Source organism: Amycolatopsis decaplanina DSM 44594 (genome assembly GCF_000342005.1).
GTDB classification, from domain to species: Bacteria; Actinomycetota; Actinomycetes; order Mycobacteriales; family Pseudonocardiaceae; genus Amycolatopsis; species Amycolatopsis decaplanina.
Genome location: NZ_AOHO01000074.1, coordinates 293,903 through 313,495 on the forward strand (window position 1 = coordinate 293,903; position 19,593 = coordinate 313,495).

Here is a 19,593-nt window from a genome sequence, read left to right on the forward strand (position 1 = left end):
TCCCCGCTCACCGCAAAGCCACGGCGCGCAGCGACATGGCGGCCGTCGAATTACTCGGGCCGCCGGTTTCCGTCTGATGTGGAACGTGCGATCCCCGGCTACGCGGCGCACTGCGGTGACCGTACCTTCGGAGATCCGTTATCCGGAAGGAATCAGCACTGGACATCGACGAAAATCGGCGGTGAATCGCGTCCACACCCCAGCTTGACACTTCGCCACCGGATGGAAATCCTAGCATTTATGGATTCGAACGTTTTGTCCACCCATTTGGACATGGAAACGCTGCACGGATCGCTCACCGATCCGGCCATCTCCTCGATGAATCTGCTCAACGAACTGATCGACGAATATCCCGTTGCCATTTCCATGGCGGCAGGACGGCCGTACGAAGAGTTCTTCGACATCCGGCTCATTCACGATTATCTCGACGCCTACTGCGAGCATCTGCGGCGCGATCGGAAACTGGACGAGGCCGGGGTCACCCGCGCGCTGTTCCAGTACGGCACCACGAAGGGCATCATCGCCGACATCATCGCCCGCAACCTCGCCGAGGACGAGAACATCGACGCCGCCCCGGAATCCGTGGTCGTCACCGTGGGCGCCCAGGAGGCCATGTTCCTGGTGCTCCGCACACTGCGGGCGAACGAGCGGGACGTGCTGCTCGCCCCCGCCCCCACCTACGTCGGCCTGACCGGGGCGGCGCTGCTCACCGACACGCCGGTCTGGCCGGTCCGGTCCGGCGAGAACGGCATCGACCCCGAGGATCTCGTCCTCCAGCTGAAGCGCGCCGACGACCAGGGCAAGCGGGTGCGGGCCTGCTACGTGACCCCCAACTTCGCCAACCCCACCGGTACCAGCATGGATCTGCCGTCCCGCCACCGGCTCCTCGAAGTCGCCGCGGCCCACGGGATCCTGCTGCTGGAAGACAACGCGTACGGGCTCTTCGGCGCCGAGCGCCTGCCCACGCTGAAAGCGCTCGACCGGTCGGGGAACGTGGTCTACATCGGATCCTTCGCCAAGACCGGCATGCCCGGCGCCCGGGTCGGCTACGCGGTGGCGGATCAGCGTGTGGCGGGAGGCGGTCTGTACGCCGACCAGCTCTCGAAGCTCAAGGGCATGCTCACCGTGAACACCTCGCCCATCGCCCAGGCGGTGATCGCCGGGAAGCTGCTGCTCAACGACTACAGCCTGACCAAGGCCAACGTCCGGGAAACCGCGATCTACCAGCGGAATCTCCACCTGACACTGAGCGAGCTCGACCGCAGGCTCGGCGAACACCCCGGGGTCCGCTGGAACACCCCGACGGGCGGGTTCTTCGTCACCGTCACCGTGCCCTTCATCGTCGACGACGAGCTGCTGGCGGACGCCGCCCGCGACCACGGTGTGCTGTTCACCCCGATGCATCACTTCTACGGCGGGAAAGACGGGTTCAACCAGCTCCGGCTGTCCATCAGCCTGCTCACGCCGGAGCTGATCGAAGAAGGCGTGAGCAGGCTCGCCGCTCTCATCACTTCGCGTCTGCCGTGACCTCTCGCGGGATCGCCTCCACCAGCACCATGTCGTCACGACCGGCGCCGGTGGAGGCGAACGGTTCCCGCGCGACGACGTCGAAGCCGGCCTGCCCGAGTTCCCGCGCGATCCGGTCCACCGTGAAAAGCCTCCGGCGATGCGTGCAGACGACGAAGGGATCCGCGGTCTCGTCGGCGGGGTAGATGGTGATCTCCTGGAGTTCCTCGGACGGCAGGATCTTCACGTGCAGTACGTGCCGCCTGCCGCTCCGGCCGGACAACTCCTGGCTGCGCTCCACCGGCTCCGCTTCGACGGGCTTCGTCAATTCCAGGCTGAGCAAAAATTTCCCGCCCGGCCGGAGATGCTCGAGAACCGCCGCGTACAGCCCTTTCCGGTCGGCCTCGCCGAGTTCGTTGATCGAGCCCGAGCTGATGACCACCGCGCCGAAACGCCTGCCCAGCGCGAAGGCGCTCATGTCCCCCTGAACCACCGTGCACCGCTCTCGGAGCTCCGGCGGCGATTCCGCCAGCCGCTTCCGGAACGCGGTGACCACCGTCGCCGACAGCTCCAGTGCGGTCATCTCCCAGCCGAGCTCCAGGAAAGGGAACGTCAGCCTGCCCATTCCGGCCGCCAGCTCCAGCACGGGCCCGGGATCCTGGGGAACACGAGCCGCGAATTCCCGCGTTTCCAGGGTGCCGTCGGCGTCCTGGATCAAGTCCCGATAGGTGTCCGAGCCCGCCTCGTCGTAGAAATCGCACAGAACGCCCCGGTCACCCGCCGAGGCCAGCACCACGCCGGCGTGCGCGGTCCGCGCCGGGCCGCGTTCCAGTTGATCGGTCATCAGGACAACCTCCAGGTCGACATTCGTCACCAGCCCGATTCAGCCGGTTTCTTCGCGGAATATGACCGGCCAGGTCGTTTCGCCGTACCCGGACCGTGCCGACTTCTTCCCGGCATGCCCGTCCAACTGCGCGAAAAGATCCTTCTCCGGCCCGTGGAGCATCCGCATCTGCGTCGGATAAAGCAGCAGTGCCTCGAATTTGCGCGTCCGCGCGTCCTCCTCGACCGAAACGAAATCGGGGGCACCGAGCCGGAATCCGTCCGGGAGTTCGGCATCCTCCTGCGCGAACAACGCGTGCGGGAGGTCTTCCCACAGCCGCACCGGAATGTCCTTGTCCCGCGCGACGAGCAGCGTGGCGTCCCGGGTGATCTCGTTGTCGATATGCCCGCTGGCGGCCGCGCAGGTCAGGATCAGCGTCGGGTCGCACTCCTCGACGACCGACACGATTTCCTCCGTCACCGCGGAGAACAGCTCCGGATCGTCCTGCGGGGACAGGCGTCCGATGGCCAGCTTCTGCCGTCCCGGCACGTTGTCGGCCATCCATCGGCCGTCCGCCGCCTTGCGATAGATGGCGTCGAGGAACCGGCTGTGCCGGTACTCGGCACCCAGGTGGCCGAGTGCGGCGATGTCTTCGTCACGGCGGCGCAGCGACGCGTCCTCGTCCGGCGACAGCCCCCAGATCGAGTGCAACCGGTCCGCCGCCGGGGAGAACGGAGGCGTCGCGGTACCGGCGAACACCGTGTGGACGGTCACCTTCGCGCCGTCCCGTTCCGCCTGGGCGAGTCCCGCCCCGAAGGACAGGACCGCGTCGTCCAGATGAGGGGAGATCGCCAGGATCCGGTCCGCGCCGAGGTCTTGTGTCATGGCGGCCACGTCAGCTCACGTGCACGTTCGGCACGTACCGGATCCACTGCCCGCCGGAGTCGCGGAAAGCCTGCTCCGCGTTCATGATCTCGTCGGCGTGATTCCACGCGAACAGCAGCGCGTAGTCCGGGTGGTCGTCGGCGAATTCCCGGTACTCGCGGACCGGGATGTGCTGCCCCGGGCTGAGCTTCCCCTGCTTGGAGGGCGTGGTGTCCGAGATGAACTCCACCAGATCCGGGGTGATGCCACAGAAGTTGGTCACCGTGGCGCTCTTGGCCGTCGCGCCGTAACCGACGACGCGTTTGCCTTCGGCGCGGAGCTTGGTCAGCAGCGCGATCAAGTCGTCCCTGATCTTCTTCACGTTGGTGGCGAAGCGTTCCAGCGTGGCGTACTCCGCCAGCTTGCGCTCGGCCTCCCACGCCAGAAGCTCCGCCACGGCCGCGGACGGCTGGCGGGCCCCGGCGAGGGCGAGGGTGTAGCGGACCTCGCCGCCGTGCACCGGGATGCGCTCGACGTCCACGAGTTCGAGACCGTTGCGCTCGGCCATCGCCTGGACCGAGCGGGCGGTGAAGAAGAAGAAATGCTCGTCGTAGATCTGGTCGAACGAGGTGCGCTCCACGATGTCGCCGAGGTACGGGTCCTCGAACACGAACACGCCGTTCGGGCCGAGCAGCTGGGTGACGCCCTTCAGGATCGAGTCCATGTAAGGGATGTGGCACAGGGTGTTGGCCGCGTAGATCACGTCGGCGGGGCCGTCGTTCTTCCGGATGTCGGCTGCCGTCGCCTCTTCGAAGAAGTCCTTGCGGACACGGATCCCCTTGGCCGCGGCCAGATCCGCGACGCTGCCGGAGGGTTCGACGCCCAGCTGCCGCACCCCCGCGTCGGCCACGGCCTTGAGCATGATGCCGTCGTTGCAGCCGAGTTCGACGATGAACGGGTCTTCGCCGGTCAGCTCCGTGGTCAGGAAACGCTTGGCCAGCTCGCCGAAGTGCGCGCGCATGACCGCCGAACCGGAGGACAGATAGGGGTACGCCTCGTGGAACATCAGGTCCCTCGGGACCTCTTCCATCAGCTGCACCATCGTGCAGGATTCACAGATCCCGGTGGCGAGCCGGAAGAAGAACTCCTTCTTCTCGTCGCCGGGGACCACGAACGCGTCCGAGAGCGGCTGCCGTCCCAGATCGATGAACTCGTGGACGGTGCCGTCACAGATGCGGCACCGGGACGTGGCTGACATGCGGTCTCCTCTGGGCTTTGTCGTCGAAGAAAGTCGTGGCGCGCGGTCAGGCGGGAACGGTGAGCTTGCCCTGGCCGGCGGCCTCGAACAGCAGTTCCGCGGCCGCCGTCCGGCCGTCGGTGCGGGCCTGGTCCGCCACGGCCTTCGCCCGCGCGCGGGTTTCCGGGGAAAGGGCCTGGGTGAGCGCGGCCGAGAAGGTGTCGAAGGTCGGGACCGGACGTTCCTCCAGTGCCACCCCGATCCCCAGTTCGGTGACACGACCGGCGAAGTACGGCTGGTCCGTGTGTCGCGGCAGCACGAGCTGAGGGATGCCCGCCCGGGTGGCCAGATGCAAGGTCCCCGCGCTGCCCTTGTGGAGGGCGGCGGCCACCCGGCCGAACAGCGCCTGGATGTTCACCTCACCGACCCCGAAGCAGTCGGCCCCGTCGTCGGGCAGGACCAGATCGGCCCAGCCGCGGGAAAGGATCACCCGGTGGCCCTGGGCGCGGATCGCCTCGATGGCCGTCTTCGTGGCGTCGGCGAGGCCGGGGCCGGACGCGCTGCCGAAACCGACGTACACCGGCGGCGGCCCGGCGGCCAGGAACTCCTCCAGGTCCGCCGGGAGCGGCCGCTCGTCCGGCAGGATCCACGCGCCGGTCTGCACGGCGTCGAGCTCCGGATCGACCGGGGCGAGGACCGGGTCCGCCGCCAGCCACGGCCGATCGCCGTAGCCGTACCGGAAGACGTCCTCCACCGGGGCCAGGCCGATCGCCGCCCGCCTGCTGTCGAGCGCTTCCCCGTACCGCTCGGTGAAACGCTGGGCACGCTCGGCCCAGAGCACCCCGAAGTCGGTCACGCCCGGCGTGGTCCGCTCGTCCTCGGGCGGATGATAGTTCGACGACGGCAGGTAGTTCGGGCTGTAGGCGGCGTAGAAGTAGGGGATGCCCAGCTTCTCGGCCACCGACCGCACGCCGGTCGCGTGGGCCAGCTCCCCGGTCGCCACCACCACGTCACAGCCCTCGGCGCCCGGCGGAACCTGGTCGAACTGCATGTCGATCGCCATGGCCGCGAACTTGCGTTCCTCCTCGGCCGAGGGCGGCGGCATGCCCTCCTGCAGCAGCATGCCCTCGTGCGCCAGGCCGACCGGCACGTGCGGCACCCCGGCTTCGGCAAGCCGGTCCGCGGAGGAAGGCGACGCGCACATGCGTACTTCCGCACCGAGCTCTCGCAACCGGACCGCCAGTGCCACCAGCGGTTCGACGTCGCCGCGGCTTCCACACGTCGACAACAGCACACGCATTTCGCGTCCCCTATCTTGAGCGGTTCTGGGTTTCACGCGGAAACAGAAGACTTCGTCCGGCTGACCGCGTCGAGCAGCAGCTCCGCCGCCACCGTCGCCCCGTCCGTCCGCGCCGTGGCCGCCACGGCCGCCGCCCGGTCGCGGGTTTCCGGGGCGAGTGCCGTGGTGAGCGCGGCCGACAGGGAGTCGAAGGTCGGGACCGGGCCGTCGTGCGCCACGCCGATCCCCAGCTCGGCCACGCGGCTCGCGTAGTACGGCTGGTCCGCCATCTGCGGCAGCAGGATCTGGGGCGCACCCGCCCGCGTCGCCACGTGCGTCGTGCCCGCGCCGCCGTGATGGACGACGGCGGCCACCCGGCCGAACAGCGCCTGGTGGTTCACTTCGCCGGTCTCGAAACAGTCTTCCCGGTCGTCGGGCAGCACCAGATCGGCCCAGCCGCGGGAAAGGATCACCCGGCGGCCGTGGGCACGGATCGCCGCGACCGCCACCCGGACGGCGTCGGCGGGGGCACGCAGGCTGCCGAACCCGAGGTACACCGGCGGTGTACCGGCGGCCAGGAACGCTTCCAGCTCAGCGGAAAGCGGCCGCTCGTCGGATACGATCCACGCCCCGGTCTGCACGGCGTCGAGATCCGTCGGCCGCAGCGGGGCCAGCACCGGATCCGCCGCCATCCAGGGGTGATCGGTGTAGCCGAAGCCGAAGATGTCCTCCACCGGCGGCAGGCCGATCGCCGCCCGCCGGCTGTTGAGCGGACCGCCGTATCGCCGGAAGGCGCTCTGATTGTTCCGCTCCCACAGCTCCCGGATGTCGGTTCCCTCCGGTGCGGGTGGCTCGCCGAGCGGCGGCGGGGGCGGATAGTACGGCGACGGCACGAAATCGGGGCAGTGGAAGGCGTAGAAGTACGGGATGCCGAGCTTCTCGGCCACCGACCGCACGCCGATCGCGGCGGACAGCAGCCCGGACGTCACCACGGCGGCACACCCCTCGGCGGCCGCCGGGATCCGGTCGAACTGCGTGGTGATCGTCTCGGTCATGAACCGCTGCATGTCCTCGCGCGTCGGCGGCGCCGCGTTCTTGACCGGTTCGCGCGCGGAGGCGCCGACGGGAACGTGCTCCACGCCGACCTCGGCCAGCCGGTCCGCGCAGTCCGGCGGAGCGGCCAGCCTCGCCTCCGCGCCGAGCTCACGCAACCGGACCGCCAGCGCCACCAGCGGTTCGACGTCGCCGCGGCTTCCGCACGTCGCCAGCAACACCCGCGTCACATTTCCCCCGTTCATGCCGGAACGGCCGGCTTCTCGACACCCGCCGCGTCGAACAGCAGTTCCGCGGCCACCGTCGTCCCGTCGGTGCGCATCGTGTCCGCCACCGCCTTCGCCCGCGCCCGGGTTTCCGGCGCCAGCGCCGCGGTGAGCGCGGCCGACAGGGAATCGACGGCCGGGATCGGACCGTCGATCGCCACCCCGACTCCCAGCTCGGCCACCCGGTCGGCGTGATACGCCTGCTCCACCACGTTGTCCACGACGCGGCGCACCACGACATGGGGGATGCCCGCGCGCATGGCCACGTACGTCGTGCCGGCGCTGTCGTGGTGGATGGCGGCGGACACCCGGCCGAACAGCTCCTGGAGGTTCACCTCGTCGACGGCGAAGCAGTCACCATCGTCTTCGGGCAGGGCCAAATCGGCCCAGCCACGGGAAAGCACCACCCGGTGGCCCTGGGCGCGGGCCGTCTCGACGGCCACCTTCGCGGCACCGGCGGTCCTGGCACCGGACGAGCTGCCGAAACCGACGTACACCGGCGGTGCCCCGGCGGCCAGGAACTCCTCCAGCTCCGCCGGAAGGGGCCGTTCGTCCGGCAGGATCCACGCACCGGTCTGCACGGTGCCGGAGTCCGACGGCGGCAGCGGGGCCAGGACCTGGTCCGACGCCAGCCAGGGCCGCTCGGTGTAGCCGTAGTCGAAGAGGTCCTTCACCGGAGCCAGGCCGAGCGAAGCCCGGTTTTCGTTGACCACGTCACCGAAGAGCCCGTAAGCGCCCTCGTTGTACATGTCCAGTTCCGCCCGGCTGTGCACCGACGGCAGATGGTCCGGGGACAGCACGATGTAGCGATAAGGGACACCCAGCCGCTCGGCCACCGACCGGGCGGCGACGGCGGCGGGCAGCAGGCCGGTCGTCACCACCACCGCACAGCCTTCGGCGGCCGCCGGGAGCTTGCCGAACCATTCGGCGACCACGTCGGTCACGATCTCGGGATCCCCCGGCGCCGGTTCCCCCGGCCCGCGTGCCCCCGCTCGCACCGCCGGCCCTGCCGCCACCATCGGCACACCGACCTCGGCGCACCGTTCCGCGTAGTCGGGCGGCAGGCACATCCGCGGCTGGGCGCCGAGTTCGGCCAACCGGACGGCCAAGGCCACCAACGGTTCGATGTCCCCGCGTGATCCACACCCCGTGATCAGCACGCGCATTTCGCATCCCCTGTTTCGTAGGTCCTCGGCCTTTTCGACGGGCAACGGCTCATACCGGGTGGTGAGGCAGCCACTTCATCCCGTCGGGCGAAGTCACCAGGCCGCCGGGGAACAGCGGCAGCTCGGGTTCGGCGTCCTCGCCGAGCAGCGCCTTCATCTGGACCTGGCCCGCTTCCTGCATCGCCTGTTTGACCACCGTCGACTTGAACATCGGCACCATGTCGTCGCCGTCGCCCGCCGCCATCTTGTCGACGGCCGCGGCGAATTCGGCACTGTTCGCGGCGATCCGGTCGGCGGCCGTCAGCGCGGTCTCGCCGGACGACACCCCGCCGATCAGCTCGACGAACGACTCGACGTCGGTGCTCTGGTTCTGCGTGACCTTCTTGGCCTGCCAGAAATACGATTCCTCGTTCACGTTCATCTGATAGAAGGACACGAGGAACTCGTAGAAGACGCCGTACTCGCGGCGATAGCGCGCCTCGAACTCGTTCAGCGCGGTCTTCTCGTCCAGGTCGCCCGCGAGGACGCTGTTGATCGACCGGGCCGCGAGCAGCGCGCTGTAGGTCGCCAGGTGCACCCCGGAGGAGAACACCGGGTCCACGAAGCACGCGGCGTCGCCGACCAGGACCATCCCCGGCCGCCAGTAACTGTCCTGCTGGTACGAGTAGTCCTTGCGCACCCGCAGTTCGCCGTACCTGCCGGTGGTCACCCTGGTCGCGTTGGAGAGGTAGTCCGAGATCATCGGGCATTCGGCGATCAAGGTGTTGAGCGCCTTCTCGCGGTCGCCCTGGATCTTGTCGGCGTCCTCCCGGCGCACGACGGCGCCGACGCTGGTCAGCGTGTCGCTCAGGGGGATGTACCAGAACCAGCCGCTGTCGAAGGCGACGCTCAGGATGTTGCCCGACACCGGCTCGGGCAGCCGCTTGCCACCCTCGAAATAGCCGAACAGCGCGAGGCTGCGGAAGAACTCCGAGTAGTTCCGCGAACCGCCGACCTTCGTGTAGAGCCGGCTCTTGTTGCCCGACGCGTCGATCACGAACCGCGCCGACACTTCGCGCGCGTTGCCGTCCGCGTCGGTGTAGCGGGCGCCGGTGACCCGCTCGCCGTCCTCCACGACGTCGTTGACCGAACAGCCTTCCCGCACGACGACGCCCTTGCTCTTGGCGTTCTTCAGCAGGATGTCGTCGAACACCGCCCGCTCGACCTGATAGGCGTGGGACGTCGAGCCCGCCATCTTGGCCGAGATCCCGAAGTGGAAGGTCCACGGCTCCGGCCGGGCACCCCAGCGGAACGTGCCGCCGCGTTTGATCGGGAACCCGGAATTCGCCAGCTCGTCCGCGACACCGAGCATCCGGCAGACCCCGTGCACCGTGGCGGGCAGCAGCGACTCACCGATCTGGTACCGGGGGAAGACCTCTTTCTCCAGCAACAGGACCCGGTGTCCCTGCATCGCCACCAGGGTGGCCACCGTCGAACCACCCGGCCCGCCGCCCGCCACCACAACATCGAAATCTTCGACCGACATTTCCCACCATTCCTTTGTCGAGTGTCACTTCGCCGGGCAGGTCGTCACCAGGTGACCGGTACCTGATCTGGGCAGTCAACGAACGCGCTGCGATACCGCACTTCTTCGACGGGCACCGCCAGCCGCAGCCCCGGAAATCGCCGCCACAACGTCTGATAGGCCGTCCGCAGCATCGACCGCGCCAAGGCGGCGCCGACGCAGTAATGGATTCCGTGCCCGAACCCGACGTCCGAAACAGCGATCCGATTCGCGTCGAAAACGTTCGGATCGGACGTCAGTGCTTCGTCCCTGTTGGCCATGAGAACCGAGCACAGGACGTAATCCCCCGCTTTGATCAGCTGCCCGTCGACGACCACGTCCTTGATGGCGAGACGCGGATTCGGTGCCTGCACGGGGGACAGATAGCGCACCAGCTCGTTGACGACGCGGTCGGCCTTTTCCTGGCCTTCGAAAAGCAACGGTATCTGGCCGGGGTTCTGGAGGAGGGCGAGCACTCCGAAGCCGATCATCCCCGCGACGGTCTCGACACCGCCGAGGATCAGTGCCGTGCACAGGCCCCGCAATTCCTCGTCCGTGACGTTGCCGCCGTGCTCGCGCACGATCGTGCCGAGGAGGCCGTCGTCGGGGTCCGCGCGCTGACGGCCGATGAGGTTGTCCAGGTACCGGTTGAACGCCGCGCTGTCGGCGGCCCGCGCCTTGAGGCCGCGGCTCAGGTCGGCGTTCCGCCTGATCCGCCGGACGAACTCGCGCTGGTCGTCGCGGGGAATGCCGAGCAGTTCGCACAGGGCGTGTGCGCCGACCGGATCGGCGAACAGGCCCTGGAGATCCGCGGGTGATCCCTCGGCCTCCAGCATGTCGAGGCGATCGTCGACGAGGCTTTGGATCGCGGGCTCCATCCGGCGGATCCGCCGGACCGTGAACTCCGGTGTCAGCATCTTCCGCAACCGGGTGTGCTCGGGCGGGTCGTAAGTCGAGATCTGCCCGACGAACTGGGCCTCGACGTGCGCCCCGGATTTCGCCTGGGTGAATTGCGGGCGCGTCGTGAAATTCTCGTGGTCACCCAGGATCCTGCGGACGACGTCGTAACCGTGGGCCTGCCAGACGAAATCCCGGCCCAGCTGGGTCGAGGATTCGCCGACTATCCGGACGAGCGGGCCGTGCGCCCTGAGTTCGAAATTGTCCGTGTGCGGATCGCAGTTCGTTCTCAGCTGAAAGTTCGCGGGCTCCTTCACCAGTGGCGCGACCTGTTCGATACCTTGCCCCATCCGACTGGAACTCCTTGGTAGACCGGGAAAGTGTCGTTCGGCTTCGACCGCCCCGAACACAGCGACGCCCAATTTGACCGGTAATCGGGCGGCACGTCCAGCGACCTGGGTGGACGCGAGCCCGCGATCACCAGGCGACCATCAGCTCGGTCAATCCGTAGGCCGGGGTGGTCAGGCGGAACTTGGTGTCCTGCGCGGGATCCGCCAGCCTCAGCGCGGGAAAACGGCGCCACAGCAAGGTGAACACGGTACGCAGTTCGAGCCGGGTCAGCGCGGCGCCCAGACAGTGATGGACCCCGTGCCCGAACGCGACATGCGGCGCGGACTCGCGGGTGAGGTCGAGGCGTCCGGGATCCGGCACCAGCGCGGGATCCCGGTTGGCCGCCGGGAGGGAACAGATGACGCTGTCACCCTTCTTGATCGCCTGGCCCGCGATGGTGATGTCCCGCATGGCGATCCGGGGGGTCGGGGAATACGGGACCGTCAGGTAGCGGATCAGCTCGTCGACCGCCCGATGCGCCTGCTGCTCGCCGCCCTGCAACGCGGCGATCTGCCCGGGGTTCCTCAGCAAGGCCAGCACACCGAGGCCGATCATGCCGGAGATGTTGTCGTCACCGGCCAGCATCACCTGCACGCAGAAGCCGCGCAGTTCCTCGTCCGTGGCTTCGTCGCCGTACTCGGCGACGACCGCTCCGATCAGCCCCTCGCCCGGTTCCTTGCGTTCCCTGGCGATCATCGCCAGCAGGTAGCGGGAGAACGCCTCACCCGCCACCGCGCGTCTTTTCTGGCTGCGCGAGGCGTCGAGATGCGCGTGGCACAGCTGCAAGAACGTGGCGCGGTCGTCCCTCGGCACACCGATCAGTTCGCACAGCACGGCGCCGGGGACCTTGTCGGCGACGATCGCGACCAGATCCGCGGGCGATCCCGCCTGCTCCAGCTCGTCGAGCCGTTCGGTCACGATCTGTTCGATGTACGGCCCCATCCGCTGCATCTTGCGCAGCGTGAAACCCGGGTTCAGTTTCTGCCGCAGCCTGGCGTGCTCGGGCGGGTCGTAGTCCATCAGGTTGCCGACCAGTTCCCGCGGCCGGAAGATGCCCTTCCCGCCGATCTCGTCGCGCGGGTCCCAGCGTCGCCGGGTGCTGAAGCTCTTGTGATCGCCCATCACCTGCCGGACGACGGCGTGCGCGGTGGCCATCCAATGGGTTTCGGCGTCCGCGCCGGAGCCGATGGTGACCCTGGTCAGCGGCCCGGCGGCGAGCAGTTCGGGCGCCGGGTCCAAACCCTGTCTGCGAATGTGCAGCGGGCGCGGGTCGTCCTCACTCAACGGGAAACTCCTTTGCGAACCAATGGGTAAGGCGGATGTGCGTGTTCGTGAGCGGTGCCCGTCCGCGAGCGTGTCGCGAAAGCCACTTTCGGGACATCACACGTCGCGAAAGTGGCTTTCGCGACATACGCGCCGACGGCCACCCACCGCGACACGCCGCATTTGCCTTACCCGTCGACAGAACCCTCATCGCCACTCACGACCGAGGGCCTGGGCTACCAGTCGAGCAACAGGGCTTCGACGTCGAACGGTGGCGGGCCCAATTTGATCTCGCGGTCCGGTTCGGCCAGCCGGAGCGTGGGGAAGCGGTGCGCGAGGCCCGGGATCGCCGCCCGGAACACCATTTCGGCCAGCGGCCTGCCGAGGCAGTGATGGATGCCGTGCCCGAAGGTGACGTGCGCCGGCTTTTCCCGGGTGATGTCGAACCTGTCCTCCGGGTCGGGGAACTTCCGGCGGTTCGAAGCCAGCAGTGAGCAGGTGACGGCGTCGCCCGCCTTCACCAGCTGGTCACCGATGTACACGTCCTCCCGCGCGATGCGCGGGGTGGTCTTCTCGTCGCTGGTGAGGTACCGGGCCACCTCGTTCAGCCAGTCCGGGACGGTTTCCGGCTTGTCCCGGAGCACGGCGAACTGCTCCGGGTGTTCCACCATCAGCCACGCCCCCGCCGCGAGGAACCTGGCCACCTGGTCCCCGCTCGCGCCCATGACGAACGCGGCGACGCCCAGCAATTCCGCGTCGGTGATGTCGGCGCCGTGCTCACGCACCACGGCGCCGAACATGTCGTCCCCGGGGTCGCGGCGCGTCTTGGCCGCGATCTGGCCCATGTACGTCCAGTACTTGTTTCCCGCCGCCACGCGCCGTTTGCCCGACCGTTCGGCCCGGCTGGCGTGCAGGGCGCGCGACAGGTCGGCTTGGTCGTCCCGCGGGATGCCGAGGAAGTCGCAGATCACCGTCGTCGCCACAGGCCACGCGAACCGCGGCACGAAGTCCACCGGCCCGCCGGTGGCTTCGATGTCGTCCAGCGTGGCCTCGACGATCGCCTCGATCTTCGGCCGGAAGTCCTGCATCCGCCGGAAGGTGAACGCCGACGCCACCATCCGGCGCAGACGCGTGTGTTCCGGCGGGTCGTACTGGTTGAGGAAGCCGGGCCAGATGCGGCCCGCCGCGGTGCCGCCGAAGAGCAGCTTGGCGCTGAACTTGTCCGAGCCGAGCACCTGGCGGGTCTCTTCGTACCCGGTGGCGAGCCACCCGGTCCGCCCGCCGGGACCGTCTTCGGCCTCCATCACGGACATGCGGCCCTCGGCCATCAGGGAGCGCAGTTCCGGCCCCGGATCGAAGCGCTCTCTCCGGTGGATCTCCGTGCCCCGGAGGGCGTTCTTCTCCTCGAACACTGCACAAGGTCCTTTCGCCTCATCCAGCCGGTGTTTGAAGGTCGGACGCCGCCGGGCAAAGGGCCGGGCGCGTCCAACCGTCCGCGTTGAGCGGCTGGACACCCGCCCTCAGGCGCCCGCTTCCTGGATGAGGCTCTTCGGCCGGAGGTCCGTCCAGTTCTCCTCGACGTAGGCGAGGCATTCCTTGCGGCCGGCCTCGCCGTGCACCGTGGTCCAGCCCGCGGGCACCTCGGCGAAGGCGGGCCACAGCGAGTGCTGTCCCTCGTCGTTGACCAGAACGAAAAAGGAACCGTCTTCGTTGTCGAAGGGGTTGGTCATCGTTGTGTCCTTTCACCTTCCGGACGCTGCCGGAGTTTCTCGGCGACGATGGCTCCAATCTGGCCCAGCGCCGCGGTTTGCACCATGTCGTAGTGGTTGGACGGGATGTCGTGGGTCTCGATGGTCCCGCTGGTGAAGTCCTTCCAGCTGGCTTTCGCCACCGAGACCGGCAAATGCTCGGGACGGTCCACAGTGGCCACGAAGAGCAGGATGTCGCCTGCGAAGGGGGAAGAGACGTGGCGTGGCCCGACGTCCCAGAGGTTGCGCATGACCGCCTCCAGGCGGGCACGGGCGGCCTCCCCCTTGACCAGTTGGCCCGCGAGGTCCAGGTCCGCCTGGTTCCGCTTCGACAGCGCCTCCTCCTCGCTCGCCGCCCCGGTCGTCTTGCGTCCCATGTAGACGGGATAGGCGTCGAGCAAGGCGAGCAGGCCGACCTTTTCCCCTTGCTCCTCCAGCAGTTTGGCCATCGCCTGTGCGATGCGGCCGCCGAGCGACCAGCCCAGCAGGTGGTACGGCCCTTCCGGCTGCACGGCGCGGATCTGCGCGAGGTAGTCGGCGGCCATCTCCTCGACGCTGCCCGGCAGCGGCTCGGTACGGGCGAGGCCGCGGGCCTGGACGCCGTAGACCGGCTGGTTCGGCGGAAGGTGGCGCAGCAGCGGCTCGTAGTTCCAGCTCAGGCCGCCGCTCGCGTGGACACAGAAGAGCGAGGGACGGTCCCCGCCGGGCCGGAGCGGCAGCAGGATCTCGAAATCGCCCGTTTTCACCGAAGAGTTCGTCCGCCGCCGTTCGCCGACGACGACCAGGGTCTTGGCGGGCGTCTTCCGGGCGAACAGACCGGTGCGCAGCATCCGGTGCCCGTCCTCCCCGAATGGACAGGGCACGGTCGGGAGGTCGGCCGGTCCCTCGTCCACCGCGGGGCCGGTGACGTAGAGCTCGCCGACGGTGCCCGGAGCGACGGGGCGCAACCGCTCGTCCAGCACGAGCGCGCCGAGCGGGCCGTCCCCGGCCACGTCGGCGACCACCTGGGGGACAGCCCCGGCCCATCGCGCCGGCGCGATGGGCGGACGGCCGCGTTCGAAGTCGTCCAGGAAGAGGTCCAGGTCGCTGATCCGCCGCCCGGGATCGTCGGCCACCTGCTCCAGGACGCGGACCAGCCGCCGGGCCACCGACTCGGCCGTGGCCTCGTCGAACAGGTCGGTGGCGTAGCGCAGCACGCCCTCGAAGCCGCCCGGTTCGTCGTCGTCGTCGAAACGCTCGGTGAGTTCGACCGAGAGATCCAGCTCCATGGCCTCGGTCCCACCGGGTTCGACACTGGTGCGCAGGGCGGGCAGTTCCGCCGCCGTCCAGCCGTCGATGTCCTCCTCGTCCACCCGCAAGCCCACCTGGAACACGGGATGGCGGGAGAGCGACGCGGGCAGGTCGAGCAGCTCGACGATGCGCTCGAAGGGCACGTCCAGATGCTGTTCGGTCGCCTGGAAGGCCTCTTGCACCCGGTTGACGACCTCCAGGTAGGTCGGATCACCCGAGAGGTCCGTGCGCACGGCGAGCGGCCGGGTGAACGGTCCGACCATCGGTTCGAGGTCGAAGAGTTCCTCGTCCCGGGACAGCGCCGAGCCGATCACCACGTCTTCGCCCGCTCCGGACTTGGCCAGCAGCATGGCGAGCGCCGCGTGCACGAGCCGCGACGTTTCCGCGCCCGCCGACTCCGCGGCCTCCGCCAGCCGGGCGTGCGGACCGGCGTCCAGCCGCAGCGCGACGGTGCCCGCCCGCCGTGACGGGACGGCGGGCCGCGGCCGGTCGAACGGGAGCATCGTCTCCCCGTCGATACCGGCCAGGTTGTCCCGCCAGAAGGCGATCTGCTCGTTGATCAGGCTGCCCGGTTCGTTCTCGTCCTCGAGCAGCCGCCGCTCCCAGAGCGCGTAGTCGGCGAACTGCAAGGCCAACGGCGCGCGCTGCGGGACCCGGCCCTCGCGCCGCGCGCCGTAGGCGGCCGCCAGGTCGCGGAAGAACACGTCCAGCGAGTCGTCGTCCGCCAGGATCCGGTGCACCTGGAGGTGCAGCACATGCTCCGTTTCGGAGAGCTCGAAGAGATCGCACCGCCACGGCATTTCACGGGTGAGGTCGAAGGCGGCCTCGCGCCGCTCGGCGAGCAACCCGGGAAGGGACTCCTCGGTCGCCGGGATCGGGACCGGCTCGACCGCCGCGGTGTCGTGGACGAGCTGGTGCACACTCTGCGCGTCACCGGGGAAAGTCGTGCGGAGGAGCTCGTGCCGTGCGGCGACGTCTCCGAGCGCCGTCACCAGCGCGGGCACGTTCAGCTTGCCCCGCAGGCGCAGCGCGACCGAGGTGGTCAGGCCCGCCGTCTCCCCGCCGGGATCGGCCAGCAGCCAGGCCCGCAGCTGCCGGGCGGTCAGCGGCACCCGGTCCGGTCGCTGGGCGGCTTCGAGTACGGGACGGGACTTCGCGGCCAGCGCCCTGGCCAGGCCCGCGGGCGTCGGCGAGGAGAACAGCTGCCGGATGGGCAGGTCCTCGCCGAGTTCCTCGCGGATCCGCGCGACGAGCCGCATGGCCAGCGCCGAACTGCCGCCGAGGTCGTTGAAGGCGTCGTCGACCCCCACCTGCTCGACGCTGAGGATCTCGGCGAACAGCGCGCACAGCACCTTTTCGGTCTCGCTCTCCGGCGCCTTCTCCGACGAGCGTCCCGCGAGATCCGGGGCGGGCAGCGCCCGGCGATCCACCTTGCCGTTGGGGGTGACCGGCAGGCCGGGCAGCGCCACGACCGCGATCGGGACCATGTAGTCGGGCAGGACCAGGCCCATCCGCCGCCGGATCTCCTCCGGCCCGGCGTCGGTGCCGTCGGACACGAAGTAGCCGACGAGGCGCTTTTCGCCCGGCTGGTCCTCACGGGCCAGCAGGACCGCCTCGACCACTCCCGGCTGGGCGGCCAGCACGGCCTCCACTTCGCCGAGCTCGACCCGGTAGCCGCGGATCTTCACCTGGTCGTCGGCGCGGCCGAGGAACACGATCTCGCCGTCACGGGTCCAGCGGGCCAGGTCCCCGGTGCGGTACATGCGCTCACCGGGGAGGAACGGGCACGCCACGAACCGGTCGGCTGTCAGGCCGGGGTTGTTCAGATATCCGCGGGCCAGCCCCGTGCCCGCGATGTACAGCTCGCCCGCCACCCCCGGCGCGACCGGGCGCAGGAAGGCGTCGAGGACGTAGATCCGGCGGTTGGTCATCGGGTGGCCGATCGGCAGCTCGTGGCCGAGCGCGTCGCCGGGTTCGATCGGCAGCCAGGTCGCACACAGGGTGGTTTCGGTCGGCCCGTAGGTGTTGCGCACGCGCAGGCCGGGCTGGGCCCGCCGCAGGTTCTCCACCGACTGCAAGGGGACCACGTCGCCGCCGGTCCCGATCTCGATCAGGCCTTCGAAGCACTCCGGCGAGGTTTCCGCCAGTGCGCGGAAAGTGCCCGCGGTGAGGTGGACGTAGGTCGCGCCCCGTCGCACGGCCTGCCGTACCCCGGCCGCGTCCAGCACCCCCGGCTCGGTGAGCAGGACCCGGGCGCCGGAGACGAGCGGCACCCACATCGCGTAGAGCGACGGGTCGAAGACGTGCGTCGCGTGCATCAGGACGCCGTCGCCCTCGCCGATCTGCCAGCCCGCGTCACCCGCCAGCCCGGCGACGGCCCCGTGCGGGATCCCCACGCCCTTCGGCAGGCCGGTGGATCCCGAGGTGTACATGACGTACGCCAGATCGTCCGCGTGCGGCCGGTTTCCCGGTGCGGTGCACTCGTTCACGGCCGCGCGCGTTCCGGGCGCGTCGAGCACGATCGCGTTCTCCGGAGCGACCGCCCTGGTGGCCTCGGTGCACAAGACGGTCGAGACGCCGGAGTCGGCGAGGATGAACGAGACGCGCTCGGCCGGGTACTCGATGTCCACCGGGACGTAGGCGGCGCCCGCCTTCCAGATCGCCAGGAACGCGATGAGCAGATCCGGCGACCTTTCCATGGCCACACCGACCCGGTCGCCGCGGCCGACACCGCGACCGGCGAGGTAGCCGGCCAGCCGATCCGACGCCTGGTCGACCTCGGCGTAGGTCAGGGTCGCGCCGGCGGCGTCGATGATCGCCACCGCGTCCGGCGCCGCGGCCACCCGACGCGCGAACAGTTCGACGACGGAGTCCCCCGGCACCGGGCCCGCGGTCGCGTTGAAGTCGTCCACCACCAGGGTGCGTTCTGCCTCGCTCGCCAGGGTAAGACGGCCGACGAGGACGTCGGGCTCGGCGACCAGCCGCTCCAGCACCCGCGCCATCGCGCCGACGACCGATTCGGCGGCCGCGGGGTCGAACAGGCCCCGGTCGTAGTCGAGGATGAGCGGCATCTGTTCGCCCGGGCCGGTGACGAGGGTGAACGGATAGTGCGAGGAGTTGCTCCCCCGCTTCAGCGGGCGCAGGGTCAGGCCGTCCCCCGACGGCTGAGAGAGTCCCTTGCGGGGGAAGTTCTCGTAGATGACGAGCGTGTCGAAAACCGCTCCGGGGCCGGCGACGGCCCGCACGTCCTGGAGACCGAGATACTGGTGCGCCATGAGTGCCGCCTGGCTGCGCTGCACCTCGGCGAACAGGTCGACGGCCCGCTTCGCGCCGTCGAGCCGGACACGGACCGGCAGGGTGTTGAGCAACTGGCCGACCATCGACTCCACACCCGGGAGATCTGCGGGCCGCCCCGACGCGGTCGCGCCGAACACCACGTCGGCGCGGCCGGCGAGCTGCGACAGCACGACGGCCCACGCGCCCTGCACGACGGAGTTCAGGGTGAGACCGTTGCCCCGCGCCAGCCGGGCGAGGCCGTCCGTCAGCTTCGCCGACAGCTCGACCACCGTGGTGTGGATGTCCGGCACCCGCGCCGGATCGGCGGGGACGACCAGGGTGGGGGTGTCGAGCCCGGCGAGTTCGTTCCGCCAGGCCGCCCTGGCCGCTTCCTTGTCCTGCCGTCCCAGCCAGGCGAGGTAGTCCCGGTAGGACACGGTGGGCGGAAGCCCGGACGCGTCGCCTCCGGCGGCGTAGATCTCGGCGAGCTCGCGGTGGATGATCGGCATCGACCAGCCGTCGGTCAGCACGTGGTGCAGCGTGTGCACGAGCCGGTGGCTCTCCTCGCCCAGCCGGATCAGGTGCAGTTTCATCAGCGGCGCCGACTCGACGCTCAACCGCTCGGCCACCTCCTCCGCGGCCAGCCTGTCGACTTCGCCTTCGACGCTGTCGCCGGCGAGTCCGGAAAGATCCGTCTCCCGCCACGGGATCTCGGCGTCCCGCGCGATGACCTGCACCATCTGCGCGCCGCTGACGTAGCGGAAACAGGCCCGCAACGCGGCGTGCCGGTTCACGAGCGCCTGCCATGACGCCTTCAGCCGTCCCGCGTCCAGCGGCCCGTCGATCCCGTAGACGGTCTGCACCGTGTAGGTGTCCGGCCCGTCCTTGTCGAGGGCGGTGTGGAAAAGCATTCCCTCTTGCAGCGGCGAAAGAGGCCAGACGTCCTCCACGCTTGAGCGAGGCTTCGCGCGAGTGTCGTCTACGGTCACGAT

Annotated in this window: 13 protein-coding genes; 1 reads left to right on the plus strand and 12 read right to left on the minus strand. The window is 69.4% G+C overall.

The window, feature by feature from the left end:
- Nucleotides 1-240 precede the first annotated feature (240 nt).
- Entirely contained in the window at nucleotides 241-1,527 is a 1,287-nt protein-coding gene (locus H074_RS31535; RefSeq protein WP_007034138.1) for an aminotransferase-like domain-containing protein, read from the plus strand.
- Here H074_RS31535 and mpaM read toward each other — a convergent pair.
- The 12 genes from mpaM to H074_RS31595 form a co-directional block, all read right to left on the minus strand.
- On the minus strand, nucleotides 1,508-2,350 hold the full coding sequence (gene mpaM / locus H074_RS31540; RefSeq protein WP_051072050.1) for a daptide-type RiPP biosynthesis methyltransferase: 843 nt from the start codon (nucleotides 2,348-2,350) through the stop codon (nucleotides 1,508-1,510). The two genes, H074_RS31535 and mpaM, sit on opposite strands and share 20 nt — an antisense overlap.
- 39 nt (nucleotides 2,351-2,389) lie before the next feature.
- The gene (locus tag H074_RS31545) at nucleotides 2,390-3,214 is read right to left on the minus strand and encodes a PIG-L deacetylase family protein (RefSeq protein ID WP_039923837.1); all 825 of its coding nucleotides are present in this window, start codon (nucleotides 3,212-3,214) and stop codon (nucleotides 2,390-2,392) included.
- A 10-nt stretch (nucleotides 3,215-3,224) separates the two neighbouring features.
- Nucleotides 3,225-4,451 (minus strand): class I SAM-dependent methyltransferase, encoded by a 1,227-nt coding sequence (locus H074_RS31550; RefSeq protein WP_007034141.1) that lies wholly within the window; start codon nucleotides 4,449-4,451, stop codon nucleotides 3,225-3,227.
- A 46-nt stretch (nucleotides 4,452-4,497) separates the two neighbouring features.
- Complete coding sequence (locus H074_RS31555; protein WP_007034142.1) at nucleotides 4,498-5,730, minus strand: glycosyltransferase; 1,233 nt, start codon at nucleotides 5,728-5,730, stop codon at nucleotides 4,498-4,500.
- A 32-nt stretch (nucleotides 5,731-5,762) separates the two neighbouring features.
- Nucleotides 5,763-7,007 carry a glycosyltransferase gene (locus H074_RS31560; protein WP_039923744.1) on the minus strand — a complete coding sequence of 415 codons (1,245 nt, stop codon included), beginning with the start codon at nucleotides 7,005-7,007 and terminating at the stop codon, nucleotides 5,763-5,765.
- A complete protein-coding gene (locus H074_RS31565) occupies nucleotides 7,004-8,194 on the minus strand; it encodes a glycosyltransferase (RefSeq protein ID WP_007034144.1) in 1,191 nt (396 codons plus the stop codon). The genes H074_RS31560 and H074_RS31565 overlap by 4 nt, the downstream gene beginning before the upstream one ends.
- 49 nt (nucleotides 8,195-8,243) lie before the next feature.
- Nucleotides 8,244-9,719, minus strand: coding sequence for a tryptophan 7-halogenase (locus H074_RS31570; RefSeq protein ID WP_007034145.1), 1,476 nt, complete (start codon nucleotides 9,717-9,719; stop codon nucleotides 8,244-8,246).
- Nucleotides 9,720-9,763: 44 nt separating this feature from the next.
- Nucleotides 9,764-10,984 carry a cytochrome P450 gene (locus tag H074_RS31575; protein ID WP_007034146.1) on the minus strand — a complete coding sequence of 407 codons (1,221 nt, stop codon included), beginning with the start codon at nucleotides 10,982-10,984 and terminating at the stop codon, nucleotides 9,764-9,766.
- 127 nt (nucleotides 10,985-11,111) lie between these two features.
- Entirely contained in the window at nucleotides 11,112-12,308 is a 1,197-nt protein-coding gene (locus tag H074_RS31580) for a cytochrome P450 (RefSeq protein ID WP_007034147.1), read from the minus strand.
- Between the two features lie 215 nt (nucleotides 12,309-12,523).
- Nucleotides 12,524-13,699, minus strand: a complete 1,176-nt coding sequence (locus tag H074_RS31585; protein ID WP_007034148.1) for a cytochrome P450 — start codon at nucleotides 13,697-13,699, stop codon at nucleotides 12,524-12,526.
- A 108-nt stretch (nucleotides 13,700-13,807) separates the two neighbouring features.
- Nucleotides 13,808-14,017, minus strand: coding sequence for an MbtH family protein (locus tag H074_RS31590; RefSeq protein ID WP_007034149.1), 210 nt, complete (start codon nucleotides 14,015-14,017; stop codon nucleotides 13,808-13,810).
- Nucleotides 14,014-19,590, minus strand: a complete 5,577-nt coding sequence (locus H074_RS31595; protein WP_039923839.1) for a non-ribosomal peptide synthetase — start codon at nucleotides 19,588-19,590, stop codon at nucleotides 14,014-14,016. The genes H074_RS31590 and H074_RS31595 overlap by 4 nt, the downstream gene beginning before the upstream one ends.
- Nucleotides 19,591-19,593 lie beyond the last annotated feature (3 nt).

What these genes read in the sequence shown, in the direction of transcription:
- H074_RS31555 (WP_007034142.1), bottom strand. Translation starts at nt 5,730, where the DNA reads ATGCGTGTGCTGTTGTCGACGTGTGGAAGCCGCGGCGACGTCGAACCG.
- H074_RS31535 (WP_007034138.1), top strand. Translation starts at nt 241, where the DNA reads ATGGATTCGAACGTTTTGTCCACCCATTTGGACATGGAAACGCTGCAC.
- H074_RS31565 (WP_007034144.1), bottom strand. Translation starts at nt 8,194, where the DNA reads ATGCGCGTGCTGATCACGGGGTGTGGATCACGCGGGGACATCGAACCG.
- H074_RS31550 (WP_007034141.1), bottom strand. Translation starts at nt 4,451, where the DNA reads ATGTCAGCCACGTCCCGGTGCCGCATCTGTGACGGCACCGTCCACGAG.
- mpaM (WP_051072050.1), bottom strand. Translation starts at nt 2,350, where the DNA reads ATGACCGATCAACTGGAACGCGGCCCGGCGCGGACCGCGCACGCCGGC.
- H074_RS31575 (WP_007034146.1), bottom strand. Translation starts at nt 10,984, where the DNA reads ATGGGGCAAGGTATCGAACAGGTCGCGCCACTGGTGAAGGAGCCCGCG.
- H074_RS31590 (WP_007034149.1), bottom strand. Translation starts at nt 14,017, where the DNA reads ATGACCAACCCCTTCGACAACGAAGACGGTTCCTTTTTCGTTCTGGTC.
- H074_RS31545 (WP_039923837.1), bottom strand. Translation starts at nt 3,214, where the DNA reads ATGACACAAGACCTCGGCGCGGACCGGATCCTGGCGATCTCCCCTCAT.
- H074_RS31570 (WP_007034145.1), bottom strand. Translation starts at nt 9,719, where the DNA reads ATGTCGGTCGAAGATTTCGATGTTGTGGTGGCGGGCGGCGGGCCGGGT.
- H074_RS31560 (WP_039923744.1), bottom strand. Translation starts at nt 7,007, where the DNA reads ATGAACGGGGGAAATGTGACGCGGGTGTTGCTGGCGACGTGCGGAAGC.